The organism is Candidatus Glassbacteria bacterium, from assembly GCA_019456185.1.
In the GTDB taxonomy this organism is placed as follows: Bacteria; Gemmatimonadota; Glassbacteria; order GWA2-58-10; family GWA2-58-10; genus JAJRTS01.
In genome coordinates this window covers 54,386-72,551 of record VRUH01000018.1, presented here as the reverse complement: position 1 = coordinate 72,551, position 18,166 = coordinate 54,386, and the positions used below count along the sequence as shown (strand labels likewise).

The 18,166-nt window shown below is 60.7% G+C and carries 17 protein-coding genes and 1 tRNA gene; 11 read left to right on the top strand and 7 right to left on the bottom strand.

Annotated features, from left to right (window positions below; all coding sequences use genetic code 11):
* Positions 1-35: 35 nt before the first annotated feature.
* A tRNA-Asn gene (locus FVQ81_08895) sits at positions 36-111 on the bottom strand.
* A gap of 310 nt (positions 112-421) precedes the next feature.
* Here FVQ81_08895 and FVQ81_08890 point away from each other — a divergent pair.
* The 11 genes from FVQ81_08890 to FVQ81_08840 all read left to right on the top strand — a co-directional run bounded on the left by FVQ81_08890 (position 422) and on the right by FVQ81_08840 (position 13,003).
* A complete protein-coding gene (locus FVQ81_08890) occupies positions 422-1,561 on the top strand; it encodes a Gfo/Idh/MocA family oxidoreductase (protein MBW7996664.1) in 1,140 nt (379 codons plus the stop codon).
* 54 nt (positions 1,562-1,615) lie between these two features.
* On the top strand, positions 1,616-2,608 hold the full coding sequence (locus tag FVQ81_08885; GenBank protein MBW7996663.1) for a sugar phosphate isomerase/epimerase: 993 nt from the start codon (positions 1,616-1,618) through the stop codon (positions 2,606-2,608).
* Positions 2,609-2,632: 24 nt separating this feature from the next.
* A complete protein-coding gene (locus tag FVQ81_08880) occupies positions 2,633-3,388 on the top strand; it encodes a ThuA domain-containing protein (GenBank protein ID MBW7996662.1) in 756 nt (251 codons plus the stop codon).
* Positions 3,389-3,428: 40 nt separating this feature from the next.
* The gene (locus FVQ81_08875) at positions 3,429-4,778 is read left to right on the top strand and encodes a Gfo/Idh/MocA family oxidoreductase (GenBank protein MBW7996661.1); all 1,350 of its coding nucleotides are present in this window, start codon (positions 3,429-3,431) and stop codon (positions 4,776-4,778) included.
* A gap of 568 nt (positions 4,779-5,346) precedes the next feature.
* Positions 5,347-7,023 (top strand): glycosyltransferase family 2 protein, encoded by a 1,677-nt coding sequence (locus FVQ81_08870; GenBank protein ID MBW7996660.1) that lies wholly within the window; start codon positions 5,347-5,349, stop codon positions 7,021-7,023.
* A 117-nt stretch (positions 7,024-7,140) separates the two neighbouring features.
* Entirely contained in the window at positions 7,141-7,716 is a 576-nt protein-coding gene (locus tag FVQ81_08865) for an HDIG domain-containing protein (GenBank protein ID MBW7996659.1), read from the top strand.
* Between the two features lie 34 nt (positions 7,717-7,750).
* Complete coding sequence (locus FVQ81_08860) at positions 7,751-8,503, top strand: DUF1961 family protein (protein MBW7996658.1); 753 nt, start codon at positions 7,751-7,753, stop codon at positions 8,501-8,503.
* 120 nt (positions 8,504-8,623) lie between these two features.
* Positions 8,624-9,562 carry an ATP-binding cassette domain-containing protein gene (locus FVQ81_08855; GenBank protein MBW7996657.1) on the top strand — a complete coding sequence of 313 codons (939 nt, stop codon included), beginning with the start codon at positions 8,624-8,626 and terminating at the stop codon, positions 9,560-9,562.
* A 57-nt stretch (positions 9,563-9,619) separates the two neighbouring features.
* Positions 9,620-10,336 (top strand): ABC transporter permease subunit, encoded by a 717-nt coding sequence (locus FVQ81_08850; GenBank protein MBW7996656.1) that lies wholly within the window; start codon positions 9,620-9,622, stop codon positions 10,334-10,336.
* A 37-nt stretch (positions 10,337-10,373) separates the two neighbouring features.
* Positions 10,374-11,912: a hypothetical protein gene (locus tag FVQ81_08845; GenBank protein MBW7996655.1), complete on the top strand. Its 1,539-nt coding sequence runs from the start codon at positions 10,374-10,376 to the stop codon at positions 11,910-11,912.
* 77 nt (positions 11,913-11,989) lie between these two features.
* Positions 11,990-13,003, top strand: coding sequence for a DUF4340 domain-containing protein (locus tag FVQ81_08840; protein ID MBW7996654.1), 1,014 nt, complete (start codon positions 11,990-11,992; stop codon positions 13,001-13,003).
* Between the two features lie 83 nt (positions 13,004-13,086).
* Here the strand turns inward: FVQ81_08840 and FVQ81_08835 are convergent, their stop codons facing one another.
* The 6 genes from FVQ81_08835 to FVQ81_08810 form a co-directional block, all read right to left on the bottom strand.
* The gene (locus FVQ81_08835; protein ID MBW7996653.1) at positions 13,087-13,278 is read right to left on the bottom strand and encodes a hypothetical protein; all 192 of its coding nucleotides are present in this window, start codon (positions 13,276-13,278) and stop codon (positions 13,087-13,089) included.
* A gap of 200 nt (positions 13,279-13,478) precedes the next feature.
* Positions 13,479-15,389 carry a hypothetical protein gene (locus tag FVQ81_08830; GenBank protein MBW7996652.1) on the bottom strand — a complete coding sequence of 637 codons (1,911 nt, stop codon included), beginning with the start codon at positions 15,387-15,389 and terminating at the stop codon, positions 13,479-13,481.
* Positions 15,386-16,762: a hypothetical protein gene (locus FVQ81_08825; GenBank protein ID MBW7996651.1), complete on the bottom strand. Its 1,377-nt coding sequence runs from the start codon at positions 16,760-16,762 to the stop codon at positions 15,386-15,388. The genes FVQ81_08830 and FVQ81_08825 overlap by 4 nt, the downstream gene beginning before the upstream one ends.
* Positions 16,674-17,255: a hypothetical protein gene (locus tag FVQ81_08820; GenBank protein ID MBW7996650.1), complete on the bottom strand. Its 582-nt coding sequence runs from the start codon at positions 17,253-17,255 to the stop codon at positions 16,674-16,676. The genes FVQ81_08825 and FVQ81_08820 overlap by 89 nt, the downstream gene beginning before the upstream one ends.
* The gene (pilO, locus tag FVQ81_08815; GenBank protein MBW7996649.1) at positions 17,252-17,851 is read right to left on the bottom strand and encodes a type 4a pilus biogenesis protein PilO; all 600 of its coding nucleotides are present in this window, start codon (positions 17,849-17,851) and stop codon (positions 17,252-17,254) included. Before pilO ends, FVQ81_08820 begins: the two co-directional genes overlap by 4 nt.
* A 14-nt stretch (positions 17,852-17,865) precedes the next feature.
* Positions 17,866-18,147, bottom strand: coding sequence for a hypothetical protein (locus FVQ81_08810; GenBank protein MBW7996648.1), 282 nt, complete (start codon positions 18,145-18,147; stop codon positions 17,866-17,868).
* Positions 18,148-18,166 lie beyond the last annotated feature (19 nt).

Sequence of the window (18,166 nt, the reverse complement as noted above, 5' to 3'; positions counted from 1 at the left end):
GGCCGCAATTCGAAAAGAACTGCGGCCCCTCTAGTTGGCTCCCCAGGCCGGACTCGAACCAGCGACACGGTGGTTAACAGCCACCTGCTCTACCGACTGAGCTACTGGGGATCGGTATTTTGGACTCATTCGGCCTTTCGGCTAAAACGCATAAATCAAGTCACGAAAATAAAGCTAACCGACTCTGATGTCAAGAGCTTGAGTGTACTTTTTCATCCGCTGAACGCGGCCCTGACCGGAGGTGTTACAAATACTCGAAGACAGCATCACCAAATGAATTGGCGTTGACAAAAGATCGCCCCGCCTCTAAGTTGGATTACTACTTGCTCAAAAAAGCTCTCCAATCAGGTCTCTCCTACAAACTGCGTGCGAGGTAAACATGTCTGGCAAAGATATCAACAGCCGTAAGCTGCGGATGGCGATGGTCGGTGGGGGTGAGGGCGCCTTTATCGGGGCCGTGCACCGGCGGGCCGCGGTGATGGATGGTCAGATCGAGTTGACTGCCGGTGCGTTCGATATCGACCCGGAAAAGGGCAGACGTTTCGGCGTCGAGGAGATGTACCTCGACCCCGCGCGCTCCTACGGCAGCTTCAAGGAGATGGCCGAGGCCGAAGCCAGACTAGGCTCCGGGGGCGGCGCGATCGATTTCGTCTCAATTGTCACTCCCAACCACGTCCATTTCCCCGTGGCCAGAACTTTCCTCGAGGCCGGCTTCCACGTGGTCTGCGAGAAGCCGATGACGATCAGTCTCGACGAAGCTCAACAGCTCAGGAATATTGTGGAGGAAACAGGTAAAATATTCTGCCTGACCCACACCTATACGGGCTACCCGATGGTCAAGCAGGCCAAACACATGGTCGCATCGGGCCAGGTGGGGGAAATCAGGAAAATTATTGTCGAGTACCCGCAGGACTGGCTGCTGACCAGGGTGGAGCTCGAGGGCGTGGCCCAGGCTGTCTGGCGCACCGATCCCAAGCAGAGCGGTCCGGCCGGCGCGCTGGGCGATATCGGCACCCACTGCGCCAACCTGGTGCACTATATCACCGGCCTCGAGGTTATGGAGGTCTGCGCCGAAATGCGGACCTGCCTGGAGGGCCGCCGGCTCGACGACGATGTCAACGTGCTGATGAAATACAATAACGGCGCCCACGGTATCCTGCAGGTCAGCCAGATTTCCGCCGGCGAGGAAAACCACCTCACTATCCGGATCTACGGCGACAAGTGCAGCCTCCACTGGGACCAGGAGCACCCCAATTACCTGACAGTCAAAACGCCCGGCGAACCGGTCAGAATCTACAGCCGGGGCCAGGGCTACCTCTGCGAACAAGCCCGGCTCGCCTGCCGGATTCCCCCGGGACACCCGGAAGCCTTTATCGAGGCGTTCGCCAATATCTACCTCGGCGCCGCGACCGCCATCCGCAAGGCCGAAAGCGGGGCAGATCAGCCGCCAGCGCCTGATTTCCCGGACGTGATGGACGGTGTGCGCGGAATGGCCTTTATCGAAACGGTGATCGAAAGCGCTTGCAGCAAGAACAAATGGATCCCGTTCGAAAAATTCTGATTTTTTTTCAGATACGAAGCTTCTGATATCAAATAGACACAGGGGGGATGCAACATGCCGCGACCAGTAACGCTATTCACCGGCCAGTGGGCCGACCTCGGTATCGAAACCATGTGCCGGAAAGCCAGGGAGTTCGGTTATGACGGCCTTGAGCTGGCCTGCTGGGGCGACCACATGGAACTCGATAAAGCCCTGGAGGACGACAACTACTGCGACAATAAGAGAAAGCTGCTTGAACAGTACGGACTGAATGTCTGGGCCATCAGCAACCATCTCTCCGGCCAACTCACACTGGACCCCAACGACGACGAGCGCACCGACGGGTTTGCGCCGCCGGAGTGCCGGGGGGATGCCGAGGCCAAGCGCACCTGGGCGATCGAGCAGCAGAAAAAGGCGGCGAAAGCAGCCAAAAAACTCGGCGTCAAGGTGGTCTGCGGCTTCACCGGCTCACCGATCTGGCACCTGATCTACTCGTTTCCGCCGGTGACGAAAAAGATGATCGACGACGGTTTCGCCCGCTTCGCCGATATCTGGAACCCGATCCTGGACCTCTACAAGGCCGAGGGGATCAAGTTCGCCCTCGAGGTCCATCCCACCGAGATCGCGTTCGACCTGCTGACCGCCAGAATGGCGCTCGATGCTCTCGACAACCGTCCCGAGTTCGGCTTCAATTTCGACCCCAGCCACCTCGAATGGCAGGGAGTCGATCCGGTCAAGTTCATCCAGGAGTTCCCGGACAGGATCTACCACGTCCACATGAAAGACGCGATTGTGACCCTGGACGGCCGCAGCGGAATCCTGGCCAGCTACCTCAATTTCGACCAGCCCGGCCGCGGCTGGAACTTCCGCAGCCTGGGCCGCGGCTCGGTGGATTTCGAGGGGATTATCCGCGAGCTGAACGTGATCGGCTACAAGGGGCCGTTGAGCGTGGAGTGGGAGGACGCGCTGATGGACCGCGAGCACGGGGCCACCGAGGCCTGCGAGTATGTCCGCGGCATCGATTTCCCGCCCTCGGACCGCGTGTTCGACGAGGCGTTCAGTGACTGATTCTTTAGCCGGGAGAGACGAGCCATGCTTAACCCACTGCGTAGACTGAACTCTCTGGCGGCGGTCGTGTTGTTCTGTCTCGTTGCGGGAGCCCCCGCCGCGGCTGGGCAGGAGAAGAAAGAACCGCTGGCCCGCCTGCTGCTGCTCACCGGGGTCGACCGCTACCACGACTGGAAGGCGAACAGCGAGAAGGTGCGGGAGATTCTGCAAAAGGGGGGACTGGAGGTGGTTATCACCGAGGACCCCTGGGTGCTGACCACTCCGGCGATGGAGAGTTATGACGGAATCGTGATGGTGATGAACACCGACAACCGCTGGCCCCCGCCGGTGGAGCAGGCTCTGGCAAAACATGTCGGCTCTGGCAAGGCCCTGGGGATCATCCATTCGGCCAACAACTGCTTCCCCGGCTGGAGCGAGTTCGAGGACATGGTGGGCCTGCTCTGGCGGATCGATGATGTCAACCGGGCGGGCCACGACCACTACGGCCCCTACACGGTGGAGATTGTCGACAAGCAGCATTTCATCACCCGGGACATGCAGGATTTCCCGGTCACCGACGAACTCTACCGCGACCTGACCAAGTACTCGGACTACCACGTGCTGGCCGAGGCGTTCAGCAAGGACAAGCAGGCCAGATACCCCCTGATTATGACCAGGAACTACGGGCAGGGCCGCGTGTTTCATACTGCCCTGGGCCATGATGTCAACTCGATGTCCGCCGCCGGATTCCAGCGCACTACCCTGCGGGGCATGCTCTGGGCCTTGCGTATGGACGGCTGATCGTTCACCGGGCAATCAGGATTATCAAAGGGAGTTTCAGATGAGCCAGCAGGATCAGGGTAAAAAAATCTCCAGGCGTAAGGCAATCTCCTCGGCCGCGATGGCGTTCGCCGCGGCGGGAGTGGCCCCGGCCGTGGCGGTAGGCGCGATGGGCGCCAACGACGCGATCAATGTCGGCGTGATCGGCACCGGCAAGATGGGCCGCTCCAACATGCGCGCGTTCGCCCGCGAGGACGGCGTGCGGATCGCCGCGGTCTGCGATGTGTACCGTCCCAACCTCCAGCTGGCCCTCGATGATCTCAAGGAAGCCGAAAAACCGGCGCCCAGAGAGTTCGCCGATTTCCGCAAGCTGCTGGAAATGAAAGAGATCGATATCGTGATCGCGGCCACTCCCGACCACTGGCATCCGATCAACACCGTGATGGCCTGCCGCGCCGGCAAGGATGTCTACGTCGAAAAACCGGTCAGCGTGGTGGTGGAGGAAGGCCGGATCATGACCAATGTCGCCCGCGAAACCGGCCGGATAGTGGGAGTGGGCACCCAGCAGCGCAGCGGCGAGCATTTCCAGAAAGCCCGCGAGATTGTCCGGAACGGGCAGCTCGGCAGGATCACCAAGGTCACCACCTGGAACTACGAGAACGAGTACCCCGAGGGGATCGGCTACCCGGCCGACTGCGATCCGCCGGCGGACCTGGACTGGGACATGTGGCTGGGGCCGGCGCCAAAAGTGCCGTTCAACTGGAACAAGTTCGGCGTGGTTGACGACGGGCGCTGGAGCAGTTTCCGCTGGTTCTGGGACTATGCCGGCGGGATGATGACCGACTGGGGCACCCACCTGCTGGATATTGTGCTCTGGTCGATGGATGTCAAGGGGCCCAAAAGCGTGACCGCATTCGGCAGCAAATACGGCCTGCTCGACAACCGCGACACGCCCGACACGATGACCGCTGTCTGGGATTTCGGCAAATTCCTCTGCACTTACGAGAACCGCAAGTGCAACCGTCACAACATGGACGGCCGCGGCTACGGGATTATCTTCCACGGCTCGGAGGCCAGCCTGTTTGTCGACCGGAGCGGGTACGCCCTGGAACCCGAAAGCGAAAGGGTCGGCTCTGAGACCCGCCCGCGGATGATCCCGGCCAAGGGCGCCGGCAGCGAGCAGCACCAGACCCATGTGAAAGCTTACCTGGATTGCGTCAAAACCCGCAAGCGGTTTATTTCGGATATCGAGGACGGCCACCTGGCCTCGGTCACGCCCCACCTGGCCAACGTGGCCATGCGCCTGGGTCGTACTCTCAATTACGATCCGGACAAAGAGCAGTTTATCGGTGACAGCGAAGCCAACGCCATGCTTCGCCGGGACTACAGGGCCCCCTGGACCCTGGTTTAAACTAGTCGGCGGAGGGAGGGCCGCGAAAGCGGCCTTCCCTCCGTTGTCCCATCAAAACCACCTGTTGCGATAATCCGCAATAAATCGAACCCTCGCCGTTACAACCGGAAGCGAGGTTGTCCACAGCATATCCACAGGCGGCTTGCATGCGGGGGCGTAAGTTCAGTCGAATGTTGCCCTTGATGTTAAGATGATGAATCTCAATAAGTTATGGCTCTCGCTGTCAAATTATCAAACCGGTTTTAAGTGTAGACAATTCCATTAAGTGCTTACGCTGTGGATAAGTCTAGGCTATTCCGTTAAACCCTTATTCGTTGGTTAAACGTAGTATTTTCGGTTAACGGACTGGTATCCAACAAGATAAATATTGCCGATTTTCTAATGCTTTGAAAAATAGAGACTTGCATCCAGAGTTGTCCGGCTTGGTTTGTACACCATTATATTATACTTCAACGCTGCCCGCCCGAATTATCCCTAAATCAAATCAGCTCTCTGTCCGATATAGTATAGCAAGGGGCAGTTATCTCCACAGGTATCCGTCCGTCCGCCAGCGGCGTACGCCGGCTCAGTGCGTCCGGAGGTCGGTATTTCAGGTATTTTCCACCTTCGCGGGAAAGCCATGTCCGCCGATATTTCCACATTGATTTCCAATTTAAAGTCGATCAGGAGCAGGTATCCGGCAATCCATCGTCAGTTAAATCAGAAAATTGTCAGCAACGTGCTTGACGGTTTGTATCGCTGCGATGACAAGCGTTATGCCTACCTGGTTCAGGACGAAAAAGGACACAGCATCCTGATCAAAGAGTCTTTCCGCCAGGTCGAGATCGGCGGAAAGCGCGTGCTGATCCTGCTGGGCGTGGGCCTGGGATACCAGTTATTCGATATTTTCAACCGCCTGGATGACGACCAGCTCCTGATCGCCGTCGAATCCCGGCCCGATCTGCTGTGTAAATCGCTCTACGTCCACGACTGGCGGCCCCTGCTCTCCTCCGGCCGCTTCCGCCTCTTCCTCGGTTCCGACAGAGCCGGTCTCGAGGAACTGGCCCGGACACTGGATACCGCCCCTGCCCGCGAATCGATGAAGGTCCTGGACAACAAGGTCCTGGTCACGATCGATCAAAAACCATATGCCTGGTGGAACATCTACTTCTTCCTGATCTCCGGTCTGCCCTACGACGCTATCCGGGCGGTCAACGCGATCACCGGCGGATTCAACCTGTGGGACCCCGACAGCCTCTACCTCAATCTGCCCTCTGCCCTGCTGGGCCGCAACGTAGGCGAACTTACCACCGAGGAAATCTACGGAAGGTTCAAAACTCTGACGAGGGTCCTGGCGCCGGGACTGAAAACCCTGCGCGAGAACAGCCTGGAAAATACCAAGCCTGTCGAGCCGGCGGGGCGCGAGGGCCGGGTGTCTGTTGTGCTTCTGTGCTGGAACAAGCAGGACTTCACCCGTCGCTGCCTGGACAGCCTGCTGCAAAAAACAGTCTACCCCGACATGCGGGTGGTCGCGGTCGATAACGGCAGCAGCGACGGCACGCCCGAAATGCTGACCGAGCTGTCCCGCCGCGACAGCCGGCTGAAACCGGTCCTGCTGGAGGAAAATCTCGGTATTCCGGGCGGGCGGCAGAAGGGGCTGGAAGCAGCCGACGGCGAGTTCGTGCTGTTTCTCGATAACGATACCGAGATCGAGCGCGAAGATTTTCTCGACGTGATGGTCAGGGCGATGAATGTCCATCCCAATATCGGTTCCACCGGCGCCTTCCCCAATATCTACACCAGCGACAACGACGACAGCTTGATCCAGTGCGTCCACGTGCCGGGGATGGCCGCGCCGGTGGCCTGGTGCAGCGGGTACTGCCTGATGGTTCGCCGCAGCGCCCTGGAGGCGATCGGCGGGATCGACGCCGGCGAGTTCGCCTCCTACGGCGCGGAGGATGTCTACCTCGGCTACAAGCTCCGCGAGTACGGCTGGATCACTGTCTCCACCAGCGACCTGGTCGGAGTCAGCCACCACATTATTCACGGCCACAACCATTATGACTACGACTGGCGGAAAGCCGGGAGCAAAAACAGCGAGTTTTTCCACAAACGCTTCGGCCCCCGTCGCCGCCTGACAGACCCCGCGCGTTCCAATGCCACGGCCAGCGGGATCTGGGACCGGCGCCGCCAGGAGTTTGTCGAGCCGGCAGTACCGGTTCCCGCTGGCGCAAAAGAGTCCTCCCTCGCCGCAAATAAGGCATAATTCTCATCCTCCCTCTTGATTGCTTCGCATAATCGTTTTATTTTCACCATCTTAGTCTGAAGGCAAAACCGGCACGCAGTTTGCTTTGCCCGGCGTATATATGCTTAACTGCTTTGCGTGGAGGCGCTTACGGACCGCGAGCAGGTTTACGCGCTGCTCACCGAGCATACCAGGGGTCAGAACCTGATCCGGCATTGCCTGGCTGTCGAAGCCGCCATGCGCGCCTACGCCCGCAACTACGGCGGAGACGAGGACCTGTGGGGCGCGGTCGGCCTGATCCACGATTTCGACTACGAGCAGCACCCGAGCCTGGAGGAGCACCCGATGGTGGGAGCGGCTATCCTGCGCGAACAGGGTTGGCCGGAGGAGGCGGTCCGGGCGGTGCTGAGTCATTCGGACACCACCGGCGTGGCCCGTGAGTCCGGAATGGAAAAGGCGCTGTACGCTGTTGACGAGCTGACGGGGTTTATCACCGCGGTCGCCCTGGTGCGGCCGTCGAAATCTCTCGACGACCTGAAAGCTAAAAGCGTGAAGAAGAAAATGAAGGCCAGGGGGTTTGCCGCCGGGGTCGACAGGGAGGAGCTGCGGCGGGGCGCACAGGAGCTTGGCGAGGACTTTACCGCCCACGTGGATTTCGTGATCGGCGCCATGCGCTCTATCGGGCCGGAGCTTGGTTTCGAGCGCCTTGGCTGATAGCGGGAAGGTTGACCGGGCCGCGAGGTTGCAGATGAAAGCAAACGTTGTTATAATAGTTGCCGCCGTTCTGCTGGCCACCGTCGCCGGCTTGCCGGAAGCGCGGGAAGACCTCTGGCGGCGCGGCGAGATGCTGGCCTCCGAGGATTTCAGCGGCGGGATGGCCGACTGGATGCCGGAGGGTGACGTGGAGGCGCGGGTTGAAGACGGCCGTCTGCGGTTCGAGGCCACCGGAAAGACGCCGGAGAAAAAGGGCAACATCTGGTGGAAGCACCGTTTCAGCGGCCCCATCCTGATCGAGTTCGATTATCAGTCGGCCACCGAGCACGGGTTGACCATGTTCTGGTTCAACTCCCATGGCCGCGGCGGGGCGGACCTGCTGAGCATCCCGCGCAACGGCCGTTACGACGACTATGTCAAGGGGCCGATGAACGGATACCATGTTTCGTTCCACCGCTTCGGCTCGGGAGTGTGCAACCTGCGCAAGTCCTACGGGTTCCACATGTTGGCCAGCAGCCCCGACCCGATTGCGCCGGCCGACCTGGACCCGCACCACTTGGAAGTGTATGCGGCCGGAGGCAGGATCAGGGTCAGTGTGGACGGCGAGCTTGTGCACGAGGTGACCGACAGCGGCGATAACTGTATCGAGGGCGACTCCTGGCTTCACGACTACCCCTGCTCCGGCACTGGTGAAATCTGGCGCGGAGGTTATCTAGGAGTCCGTCATACCCAGAGTCAGGCCGCCTATTACGACAATTTCAGGGTGTACCGGCTCGAACAGCCGTGATCCCCAGTCCTGCTGGAAAGCTGTTGCTTTAAGTTAGTTGATAGTCAGCCCGCCGCGTACCGGTTCCCGCGGGAGCAGGCCGGATGAGGCAAACCAGAAACCAGGAGCCCTGTTAGTGCCATGATCAAAGTTGAAGACCTGACGAAATATTTTGGACCCACCCTGGCGGTGGACCGGGTCAGTTTCGAGGTGCGGAAGGGAGAAGTGGTTGGCTTCCTCGGCCCCAACGGAGCGGGCAAGACCACCACGATGCGGATGATCGCCTGCTACCTGGAACCTTCCGGGGGCAACGTGGACGTAGCCGGCCACAATGTCTACGACCATTCGCACGAGGTGCGCCGCAGGATCGGCTACCTGCCCGAAAGCTGCCCGCTCTACCCCGAGATGAACGTGGTCGATTATCTGAACTATATCGCCGAGCTGCGCGAGGTTCCCTCCTCGGAGCGCAGGAACCGGATCTCGGCGATGGTGGAGGTTACCAGTCTGGAAGACGTCCTGCACAAGGATATCGGCGAGCTGAGCAAGGGATACCGCCAGCGTGTCGGTCTGGCCCAGGCGATGGTTCACGACCCGGACATCCTGATCTTCGACGAGCCCACCAGCGGGCTGGACCCGAACCAGATTGTCGAAATCAGGCAGCTTATCCGCGAAATCGGCCGTGAGAAAACCATTATCCTCTCCACCCACATCCTGCCCGAGGTCAGCGCCACCTGCGACCGCGTGCTGATTATCAACGACGCCCGCCTGGTGGCCAGCGGCACCACTGACGAGCTGGTGGACAGCGCCCAGGGCGGCGACGTGGTCACTGTCTCGGTGCAGGCCGGCGAGGACGAGCTGTACGAGGTCATGCGCGAGGCGCCGTTCGTTGCCGAGTTCCACAAAGTGGGCGAGGAAACCGTGGACGGCCGGGGTTGGATTACCCTGGAAATCAAGAGCGGAGAAACCCGGATCGGCGAGCGCCTGTTCCGCCTGGTGGTCGATAAGGGCTGGAGCCTGCGTGAGCTGCGGACCGAAAAGATGAGCCTGGAGGAAGTATTCGCCAGGCTGACCACCACGTGAGGAAATTTTACGTTTAGCACTCGTAACCTTAACTCAAGCCAGGTTTACGGACTGATTATGAAAAACGTGTGGACAATCACCCGCAAGGAGTTCCGCACCTACTTCGATTCGCCGATCGCCTATATTTTCATCACGGCGTACCTCCTGCTGGTGAATTTTCTCTATCTCTGGACCTTTTTCGTGGTGGGCCAGGCCGACATGCGGCCCTTCTTCGGCTTCATGCCCTTCGTTTTCCTTTTCCTGGTACCCTCGATCAGCATGCGGCAGTGGGCCGAGGAACGCAAGATGGGCACGCTGGAGATTCTGCTCACCACGCCGGTCCGGGAAACGGACGTGGTGCTGGGCAAGTTCTTGGCATGCATGGGATTGCTGGCCGTGATGCTCCTGCTCACGTTCAATATCCCCCTGCTGCTGACCTATCTGGGCGACCCGGACTGGGGCGTGATTATCTGCGGCTACCTGGGTTGCCTGCTGCTGGGTGCCAGCTACATGGCGATCGGCCTGTTCGCAAGCTCCCTGAGCGAGAACCAGATTGTCGCCTTTATTATCGCCATCGCGATCTGCACGATGATGCTGATCCTGGGCGAATGGTTTTTCCTGATGCTGGTGCCGGACATGCTGGTGCCGTTGTTCGACTACCTGGGCCTGGGCACCCATTTCGAGAGCATGGGCCGCGGCGTGGTCGACAGCCGTGATATCGTTTACTACCTGTCGGTGGTCGGCGTTTTCCTCTATCTCAACGTCAACGCCGTCGAAAACAGGTCTTGGGTCTGATAACCAAACCTCCGAACGGACGCAAGGGTTGCATACCATGGAGCGCAGCAAAACTACAAAGAGAGTTTCCAACGCCGCCTATGTAACCATAATCGTGGCTATCGTCCTGGTGGTGAACCTGTTGGGCGATAATTTCTTCGGACGGCTGGACCTGACCGGGAACAAGCTCTATTCGATCAGCCCGGTCACCGGGGAACTTCTCGGCGAACTGGACGATGTGGTGATGATCAAGGGTTATTTCAGCGAAAAGCTGCCTGTCCAGCTCAGCCGCCTGCCAGGCGAGATCGACGACATGCTGGAGGAGTACCGCATTTTCTCCGGCGGTAATATCAACTACGAGCGTCTCGACCCTTCAGATGACGAGAACCTCAAGGAGCAACTGGCGAGCGTGGGCGTGATGCCCGTGACCATGACCATCATCGAGAAGGACGAGCGCCAGCAGATCAACGGATACCTGGCGATCACAGTGACCTACGGGGAACAGACCGAGACGATCCCGGTGGTCCAGAACACCGAGGACCTGGAGTACGAGCTCACCAGCCGGATCTACCGGGTCACCCATCAGCCGGCCCGGATCGGATTTATGTCCAGCCACACCCGCCACGACCTGATGGGCGATTACAGCACGGTGGCCAACGAGATTCGCAAGATTCACGATATCCAGCCGGTCGACCTCAGCGACACCACCCGTGTGCTGGACAATCTTAATGCGCTGATCGTGGCCGGTCCCGACGATTCGCTCAGTGAGCAGGCCCGGTTCGCCATCGACCAGTTCCTGATGCGCGGCGGCAAGGTAATGTTCATGATCGACAACCTCACAATCGGTCCCAACCGCCAGCCGCTGTTGATTAACCACGGCCTGGGCGGTCAGCTCCAGACCTACGGGATTCGCCTGGCGGGCGGGATTATCCGCGACAACAAATCCCATTCGCCCGAGCGGATCAGCCAGGGTATTTTCACTTACAACCAGCCCAACCCGTTTTTCCCGCGGATCACCGGCGAGCAGTACGGCGAGCACCCGCTGGTGCGGCGGCTGGGCCAGATGACTCTGCCCTGGTGCGACGACCTGGAGCGGATCGCCCGCGACAGCACCGCCGAGTACACCGTGCTGGCAACCACCAGCAGCGAGGGCGAATTACTGGTGCCGCCCACGTTCCAGGCGGAAATATTCAAGAAGGAGCGGGCGGTGGCGATGCTGGCGGTGGGCAGCTTTCAGAGCCATTTCCAGTCCAGGCCCGACCTGGCCGCCGAGGGCGACAGCCTGCTGAAATACAGCACCGATGACGCGACGATTATCGTGGTGGGGTGCTCCTCGTTCCTGCAGGGACAGTATCTCTACCAGGGCAATATCGAGTTCATGCTCAACGCCGTCGACTATCTGACAATCGGCGACCGGCTGATCTCGATCCGGACCCGCCCGACCACGGACAGGCCGCTGAAGGAGATCAGTCCGGAGATGAAAAATTTCATGCGGATCGTCAATATCGTCGGCGTGCCGATTTTCGTGATTCTATTCGGCGCCATGCGCTTTTATCTCCGCCGCCGCGACAAGGCGGTCCGATCGCGGAGCCTGTGACACGTATGCGGTAAATCGAACTCCGGGGTCACTTTATCCCGGTGCAAGTGCTCTAACCTCAACCTTTCAGGACCGAGATGAACAAGTTCGCCAAGCCATTGATCGTGCTGCTGATCCTGCTGGCGGCCTGGATGGCGGTTAAAGTTGTCCGCCGGGACCCCAGCCGGCCCGATGCGGATAAGGCGCTGATTGTCAGTATCGACACGGCCGGGATCAGCCGCATTGTAGTAGTCCGCGGAGCCGATTCGGTGACTGTCGAGCACGGAGTCGACGGGTGGCGGGTAACGACAGAGTACGGGAAGAAGCCGGCGGAGAACGAGGTGATTTCCTCGGCGCTGGCTAATCTCGGCAAAATCAACACTATCGACGTGATCAGCCACAATCCCGAGAAGCAGGCGGAGTTCCGGGTCGATGACGCCAGCGGGACCCATGTCAAGCTCTACGGACCCGGCGGCGGAGTGATCGAGGCGCTGGTGATCGGTAAGATGGGCGGATTCGAGTCGCAGCAGACCGCGATCGCCCAGGGCCGGATCAACGAGAACCTGTTCCATTCCTATATCCGCCGCGCCGGCACAGACAGGGTTTACAGGGTGAAGGGCTTCTTCGGCGGGATGCTGGGCACGGACCCCGAGCAGTGGCGTGGGCACAACGTGATGAAATTCCATCCCCTGCGGCTCAGGAGCGTTACCGTGGAGTCGCCGGAGCGCACGCTCAGCCTGGAGCTGGGCTCGGATGCGGTCTGGATCATGTCCGAGCCGCCGATGCCCGACAGCATGGAAGTCGATTCGACCGCAATCTTCCGGTTGGCCAGCTCGCTGGGCAGCTTCCGCGCCAGCGGGTTTGTCGACACCACGGTGGCCTCGACTGGGCTGGAGAGCCCCTCGCTCACGATCCACGCCGAGCTGGTGGATGGCACAACCTTAGACGTGGCCGTCGGCGATTCGATCCCCGGCGCGCAGAACCTGTTCTACTGCCGCCGCCAGGGCAGCGACCAGTTGTTCACCATCGCCGAATTCAGGATGAACCAGGTCAACAAACCGCCGGAGGAACTGCTGACACTCAGGCAGGAGGAAAGCGAAACGGAGCGGTAAGCTCAGCGGGAGAGATTATGCAGTCGGCGCCCCGCCGGTTTTATCACCGGCGGGGCTTTTTGCTGCCCGACCTCCAGCGATAGTTACCATCCTTGCGGAGACAGGGCGGTCCGCCACTGCCTGAGCGTATGGCTCATCACCCCGGCCGTGATCGCCGGGTCGGACTCCATGATCCGCTGCACTTCCTCCTCGCCCTCCGTCTCGAAAATCCCCAGCCCGAGATATCCGTCCCCGCAGCGTCCTGCGTATTTGAGACGGCCCTGCTCGAACAGCATACTGAACTAGGCAAAATGCTCGCCGGCTATCCGGGCTTCCCCGGCGGTTATCGTGGCCATGAAATTTTCGCGGCAGGGCTTGAGAATCACGGCGAATTCCCTCATTGCAATTGCCTCTTCCGCTTCGTGTAAATCAAAAGGGCGGCGGAACAAGCTTCTTGTTCCGCCGCCCTGTCGGCTTGTAAGCTGTCAGGCCATGCTTATGGCGCCGTGGCTGTCAGGTTGAATGTCACGCTGGTTGGCGCGCCGCCGATCGTGGCCGTGGCCGTGGCCGTGATCGCGCCCGCAGCATTCGGGGTACAGTTGGTCTCGGCCAGGCCGTCCTCATCGGTGAACACCGCGCTGGTCTCCAGCGAGGCGCTGCCGCCGGTGACCGCGAACGTGACCAGCACGCCCTCGACCGGGTTCTGGTACTGGTCGAATACCAAGGCGATCAGCGGCTTGCTGAACGCTGTGCCGGCCTTGCTGGACTGGCCGTTACCGCCGGATGCCAGGATCTGATCGGGCGGTCCGGCGCTGACCGTGATCGAGAACGTTACCGGTGAGCCGTTGAGCGTACCGGACGAGGCGGCCACTTTCATGTCGCCGACCTTGGTGCTGGCCTGGCTGAGAGCCGCGCTGGCGTTGCCGTAGATGTCGGTTGTAACCGAAGAGGGCGCCGAGAGCGAGGCGGAGCCGCCCGCCGGTAACTGGGTAATACTGAAACTCACGCCAGTGCCGGCAACCAGGTTGCCGTTGGCGTCGGTGACAGTCACGCCCAGGCCGCTCAGGGAAGCTCCGGCAGTGGCCGAACGGTCGGTCGGACCGCTGGCGGCGATTTCGGACGGAGCCTGCGGAACCGCGGTGGCGCGGAACACCACCGTATCCTGGCTCCCGTCGGCGAACACGACCACGGCGACCACGATGTTGTTGTCGCGCAGCACATTCAGGTCATCAGGACCGCCGGTATCCGTTCCCAGCACCCAGCGCGCTGCACCAAGACCATCTGCATCTGTTAATGCAGTTAATCTACCGGTACCGTACGGTTCAATATCGGGTTCGTCAGATAGTGAAGAAGTCCCTCCTGGACTGAAAGCTTCCATCAAAACGGGGAAATTACTTATCGGTGCGCCCAACGTATCGCCATTTACACCTGTTCGGGTAGTGTCAACAACCCGGACTACAATTGGGAGTGGCAATAGACTGCCCACAGCGTACTCGCCGTCGTAGCCCTGGTTGTTGCCGGACATGATCACCAGGCGGTTGGCGGTATCGGGGTTGGGCAGAGCCTGGGCGCTCAGGGTCGTGCTGACCGGGAGCCCGTCGGCCCGCAGCACCTCGGCTACCACAATCATGTCCAGATCGGGGCCGGGTCCCATCCTCATGCTGATCGCCGCCCGGCCGTCGGAGTCCGTGGTGATAATCAGTGAGTTATTTATCCCGGGATCGGTGTCGTCGGCCAGGCCGATCCACGGACCGCCGGAGGTGATCGTGAACTTGACGTCCACGCCGGCAATCGTGCTGCCGTTTTCATCCAGTACCTGGACCACGATCAGTTCGGGCAGCAGGGTATTGACCTCGCCGGTCTGGTTGCCGCCGCTGACGATCAGGATGGTGTCGGCCATCACCGGGTCGCCGGCTGACGGCGGAGGGCTGCCGGTGCCGGACGTGTCGCCCTGGGTGGCGCTGCTGGTGGCGAAAGCCATGAACGTAACAGGCGAGCCGGAGAGCTTGCTGCCGGTAGCGCCTGTCGCGCTGGCGGTCACAGTGTTGACGCTGTCGATACCCAGCACCAGGTAAGCGCTGGTGATCCCGTTGGAGTTGGTCACCACTTCCAGGCTCTGGTCGTCGACCCCGGCCAGCACCCCGCTGCCCGAACTGACCTCGAATCGCACCTTGTGGCTGGGCACCGGGTTATCGTCGCTGTCGAGCACCTGGACCGTAAAGGGCTGGGTCAGCTTGGTCTGGTAGCCGCCGGTCTGGTTATCCCCGGAGATCATCTTGATCTTGTCCGGCCGGGCCAGGCTGCCGGTGGGAATATTCTCGTCGCTGTCGCAGGTGACCGAGAACAGCCCAGCCAGCAGCAGCGCGGCCAGAATTACGGCCGGCCTTTTCTGACGGATGGCTCTCATTTGTCACCTCCGTCCCAGTCGGGTTCGCGCGGCATCAGACTTCCACTCGGCCCGCCGGGATTTATAATCCTGGTGGTGATGATGATCACCAGCTCTTCTTCCTCGGTAATCTCCTTCTCGTAGCTGAACAGCCTGCCCAGCAGAGGAATGCTGCGAAGGCCCGGAATTCCGGTGGAGACCTTGCTGCTGTTGACCACTGTCAGTCCGGCGATAATCCCCGTGGCGCCGTCGTCCAAGAGCAGCCGCGTGCTGGCTTCCTGGGTGCGGAAGAAGACACCATCGGGGCCGGTGTCGGCATCCGAGTTCTCGGCCAGCAGTTGGACCAGCACCTTGCCGTTCTGGGTGATCTGGGGTGTGACCTCCAGCTTCACTCCGGTCTCAACCATCTGAATGGTGGCCCGCGCGCCCACATTGGCTCCGCCCAGGGAGCCGTAATCGATCACGCGCAGGGGTGTGCGCTGGCCCACCAGCACCCTGGCGGGCAGGTTGTTAAGTGTGGTGATTACCGGGTTGGCCACGGTGCGGGCCAAGTTCTGGTCCTCCAGCATCCGCAGCACGGCGGTGAAATTGACTCCCTTGCGCACGGTGCCCACGGCCAGCTCGGTGTGGGAGCTGAGCACGTTGGACGCGCTGCCGACATCAACGCCGAAGCGGGTATCGGTCAGCGGGTTGTTCTGGTTGGTCATGCGCCAGTCGATACCCATCTCGCGCAGGGAGCGCTTGTTGACGAAAGTCAGCTTGACGCTGATTTCCACCTGGCGGGTCTCGGTGTCCAGCTCGGCGAGCACCTCGCCTATCTTCTCGATGCGGTCGGGGATGTCGACTACCAGCAGGCTGTTGCTTCCGGGGTCGGCTTGCAGCTTGCCGCGTTCGGAGAGCAGCGCCGTGACGGTGGGGGCGATCTCATCGGCTTTCTGAAAATTGAGCTTGAATATCCGGCTCATCAGGTTTTCCAACTCCTCGTTGGCCCTGATGCTTTCGATCGTGTCCACGTTGAGGATCCCGTGGATATCCCGTACGGCCAGGCCGTTGCTCTCGAGCAGGGAGAACAGGGCCTGGTCCCAGGGATGATCGGTGATTCTGGCGGTGACCCGGCCAGTGACATTCTTGCTGGCCACGATACTGACGCCGCTGAACTCGCTGAAAGCCAGCAGGACGCTGCGGATATCGGCATCGTGGAAAGCGACACTGATATGCCGCGCCTCGGTGCGCAAGTCGGGCATCTGGGCCCGGACGGTTATAACCGGAATCGCGGCCACAAGCACAGCCGCCAGCAAGCACAGCCTAATTGTCCTCAGGGGAGCCCCCCTCGGACGAGGCTTCGCTCTCCTGTTGCCGGCCACCGTTTCCGGCATTGATAGGAGATTCGACATCGTTTCCCTCCGCAAGAGGTTTCAGTTCTATCACGTAATCACGGACACGGCCGAATTTGGAGATGTTGAACATCACGTATTTTTTTTCGATCAGCACCAGTTCGGCCCCGCCCATTCTATCGCCCTCGTGAATCAGGAAGCTTTCCCCGCTGGCCAGCCCCAGAATGGCGATCCGTGGCCCGTCCGGGGTGTAGAGCACGCCGGTCAGCAGCAGGTCGGACAGCGAGGGCCCCGGGATTTTCTCGCCGCGGTCCAGGGGCAGGTCGAACGGGTCGTTGCGTCCGGTGCGCGGATAGCTGAACCGCTCGCGTCCGGCCAGGTAGCTTTCGCCGGCAGATCCCTGCTTGAGCACCATCGCGCTGTCCACCGCGGCAAGGCCGGAGTCTGCCCGCGCGGCGGAGGCGGTGTCAGCCGCTGCCTGCTGCGCCGCTGCGATGGCGGGGAGCAGGAAAGTTATAATTGTCAGGGTCGCCAGCCGGAAGACCATCATCACTGTCCTTTCTGCTCCCCGGTCTGCGGCGGCGCGGGGATCAGCAGGTAGGTTGTCAGGATTATTTCCGCGGTCAGGGTACCGCCGCCGGGAACGTTCTCCCGGGTGTCGCGTACCATGCTCAGGCTAGTGGGTTTGACAATCAGGTCCATGTCGGCCACCTCGCTCAGGAAGCGGGCGGTCTGATGGTAGCCGCCGCGGACAGTCAGCTTGAACGGGCGCTCCTGGTAAAGCTCTTGCTGGACCGGCGCCTGCGGCTCGAACAGGACGAAATCGAGGTTGAAGAGCTCGCCGGTGCGGGTAACCGAACGCAGCAGGACCGGCAGGTTTTCCTTGTCCGGGAGCAGCTGCTGGGCCAGCTCAAGCTCGCGCCGTCGTTTTTCCAGCTCCAGCCTCAGCGCGGCGGTATCCGATGCGGCCTCCAGCGCGCGAGCGGTTTCGACACTGCGGGTCACGGTGGCCAGTTCCTGCTCCGCCTTGGCCACGGCCTCGTTCTTGGGTCCCAGGATATACATCCAGTATCCGTAGCAGCTGCCGGCCAGCATGAGCACCACCAGCAGCGCTTTCTGAACTTTGGGATCACTGGTATCGAACGCCATGTTACATTACTCCGCTAGTCGGCTGCCTGCTGGCCGAACTGGTTCAGGAAAACAGGCCAGATATCGTAGCGCTTGCCGATCTGGAACGTGAATCCGCTGCCGAGGTCGAAAAACTTGTTCTCCGGGCTGACCATCAGAATCCGCATGCTTTCTTCAAGAACTTCGGGAACCGGTGTAAACGGATCGCCGCCGATTCCGCTCGAACCCCCCTCGGGGCCGCCGGTGCTGTAGCCCAGGGTGAATCTGGCTTCGTAGCGGCCGTTCTCGTCGGTGCGGACGATAACGTCGGGGATCACTGTGGGGCTGCTGCTCTCC

Excerpts from the sequence above, each read along its gene's own strand:
- FVQ81_08890 (MBW7996664.1), top strand. The coding sequence starts at position 422 with ATGGTCGGTGGGGGTGAGGGCGCCTTTATCGGGGCCGTGCACCGGCGG.
- FVQ81_08885 (MBW7996663.1), top strand. The coding sequence starts at position 1,616 with ATGCCGCGACCAGTAACGCTATTCACCGGCCAGTGGGCCGACCTCGGT.
- FVQ81_08880 (MBW7996662.1), top strand. The coding sequence starts at position 2,633 with ATGCTTAACCCACTGCGTAGACTGAACTCTCTGGCGGCGGTCGTGTTG.
- FVQ81_08875 (MBW7996661.1), top strand. The coding sequence starts at position 3,429 with ATGAGCCAGCAGGATCAGGGTAAAAAAATCTCCAGGCGTAAGGCAATC.
- FVQ81_08860 (MBW7996658.1), top strand. The coding sequence starts at position 7,751 with ATGAAAGCAAACGTTGTTATAATAGTTGCCGCCGTTCTGCTGGCCACC.
- FVQ81_08855 (MBW7996657.1), top strand. The coding sequence starts at position 8,624 with ATGATCAAAGTTGAAGACCTGACGAAATATTTTGGACCCACCCTGGCG.
- FVQ81_08850 (MBW7996656.1), top strand. The coding sequence starts at position 9,620 with ATGAAAAACGTGTGGACAATCACCCGCAAGGAGTTCCGCACCTACTTC.
- FVQ81_08845 (MBW7996655.1), top strand. The coding sequence starts at position 10,374 with ATGGAGCGCAGCAAAACTACAAAGAGAGTTTCCAACGCCGCCTATGTA.
- FVQ81_08840 (MBW7996654.1), top strand. The coding sequence starts at position 11,990 with ATGAACAAGTTCGCCAAGCCATTGATCGTGCTGCTGATCCTGCTGGCG.
- FVQ81_08835 (MBW7996653.1), bottom strand. The coding sequence starts at position 13,278 with ATGCTGTTCGAGCAGGGCCGTCTCAAATACGCAGGACGCTGCGGGGAC.
- FVQ81_08830 (MBW7996652.1), bottom strand. The coding sequence starts at position 15,389 with ATGAGAGCCATCCGTCAGAAAAGGCCGGCCGTAATTCTGGCCGCGCTG.
- FVQ81_08825 (MBW7996651.1), bottom strand. The coding sequence starts at position 16,762 with ATGTCGAATCTCCTATCAATGCCGGAAACGGTGGCCGGCAACAGGAGA.
- pilO (MBW7996649.1), bottom strand. The coding sequence starts at position 17,851 with ATGGCGTTCGATACCAGTGATCCCAAAGTTCAGAAAGCGCTGCTGGTG.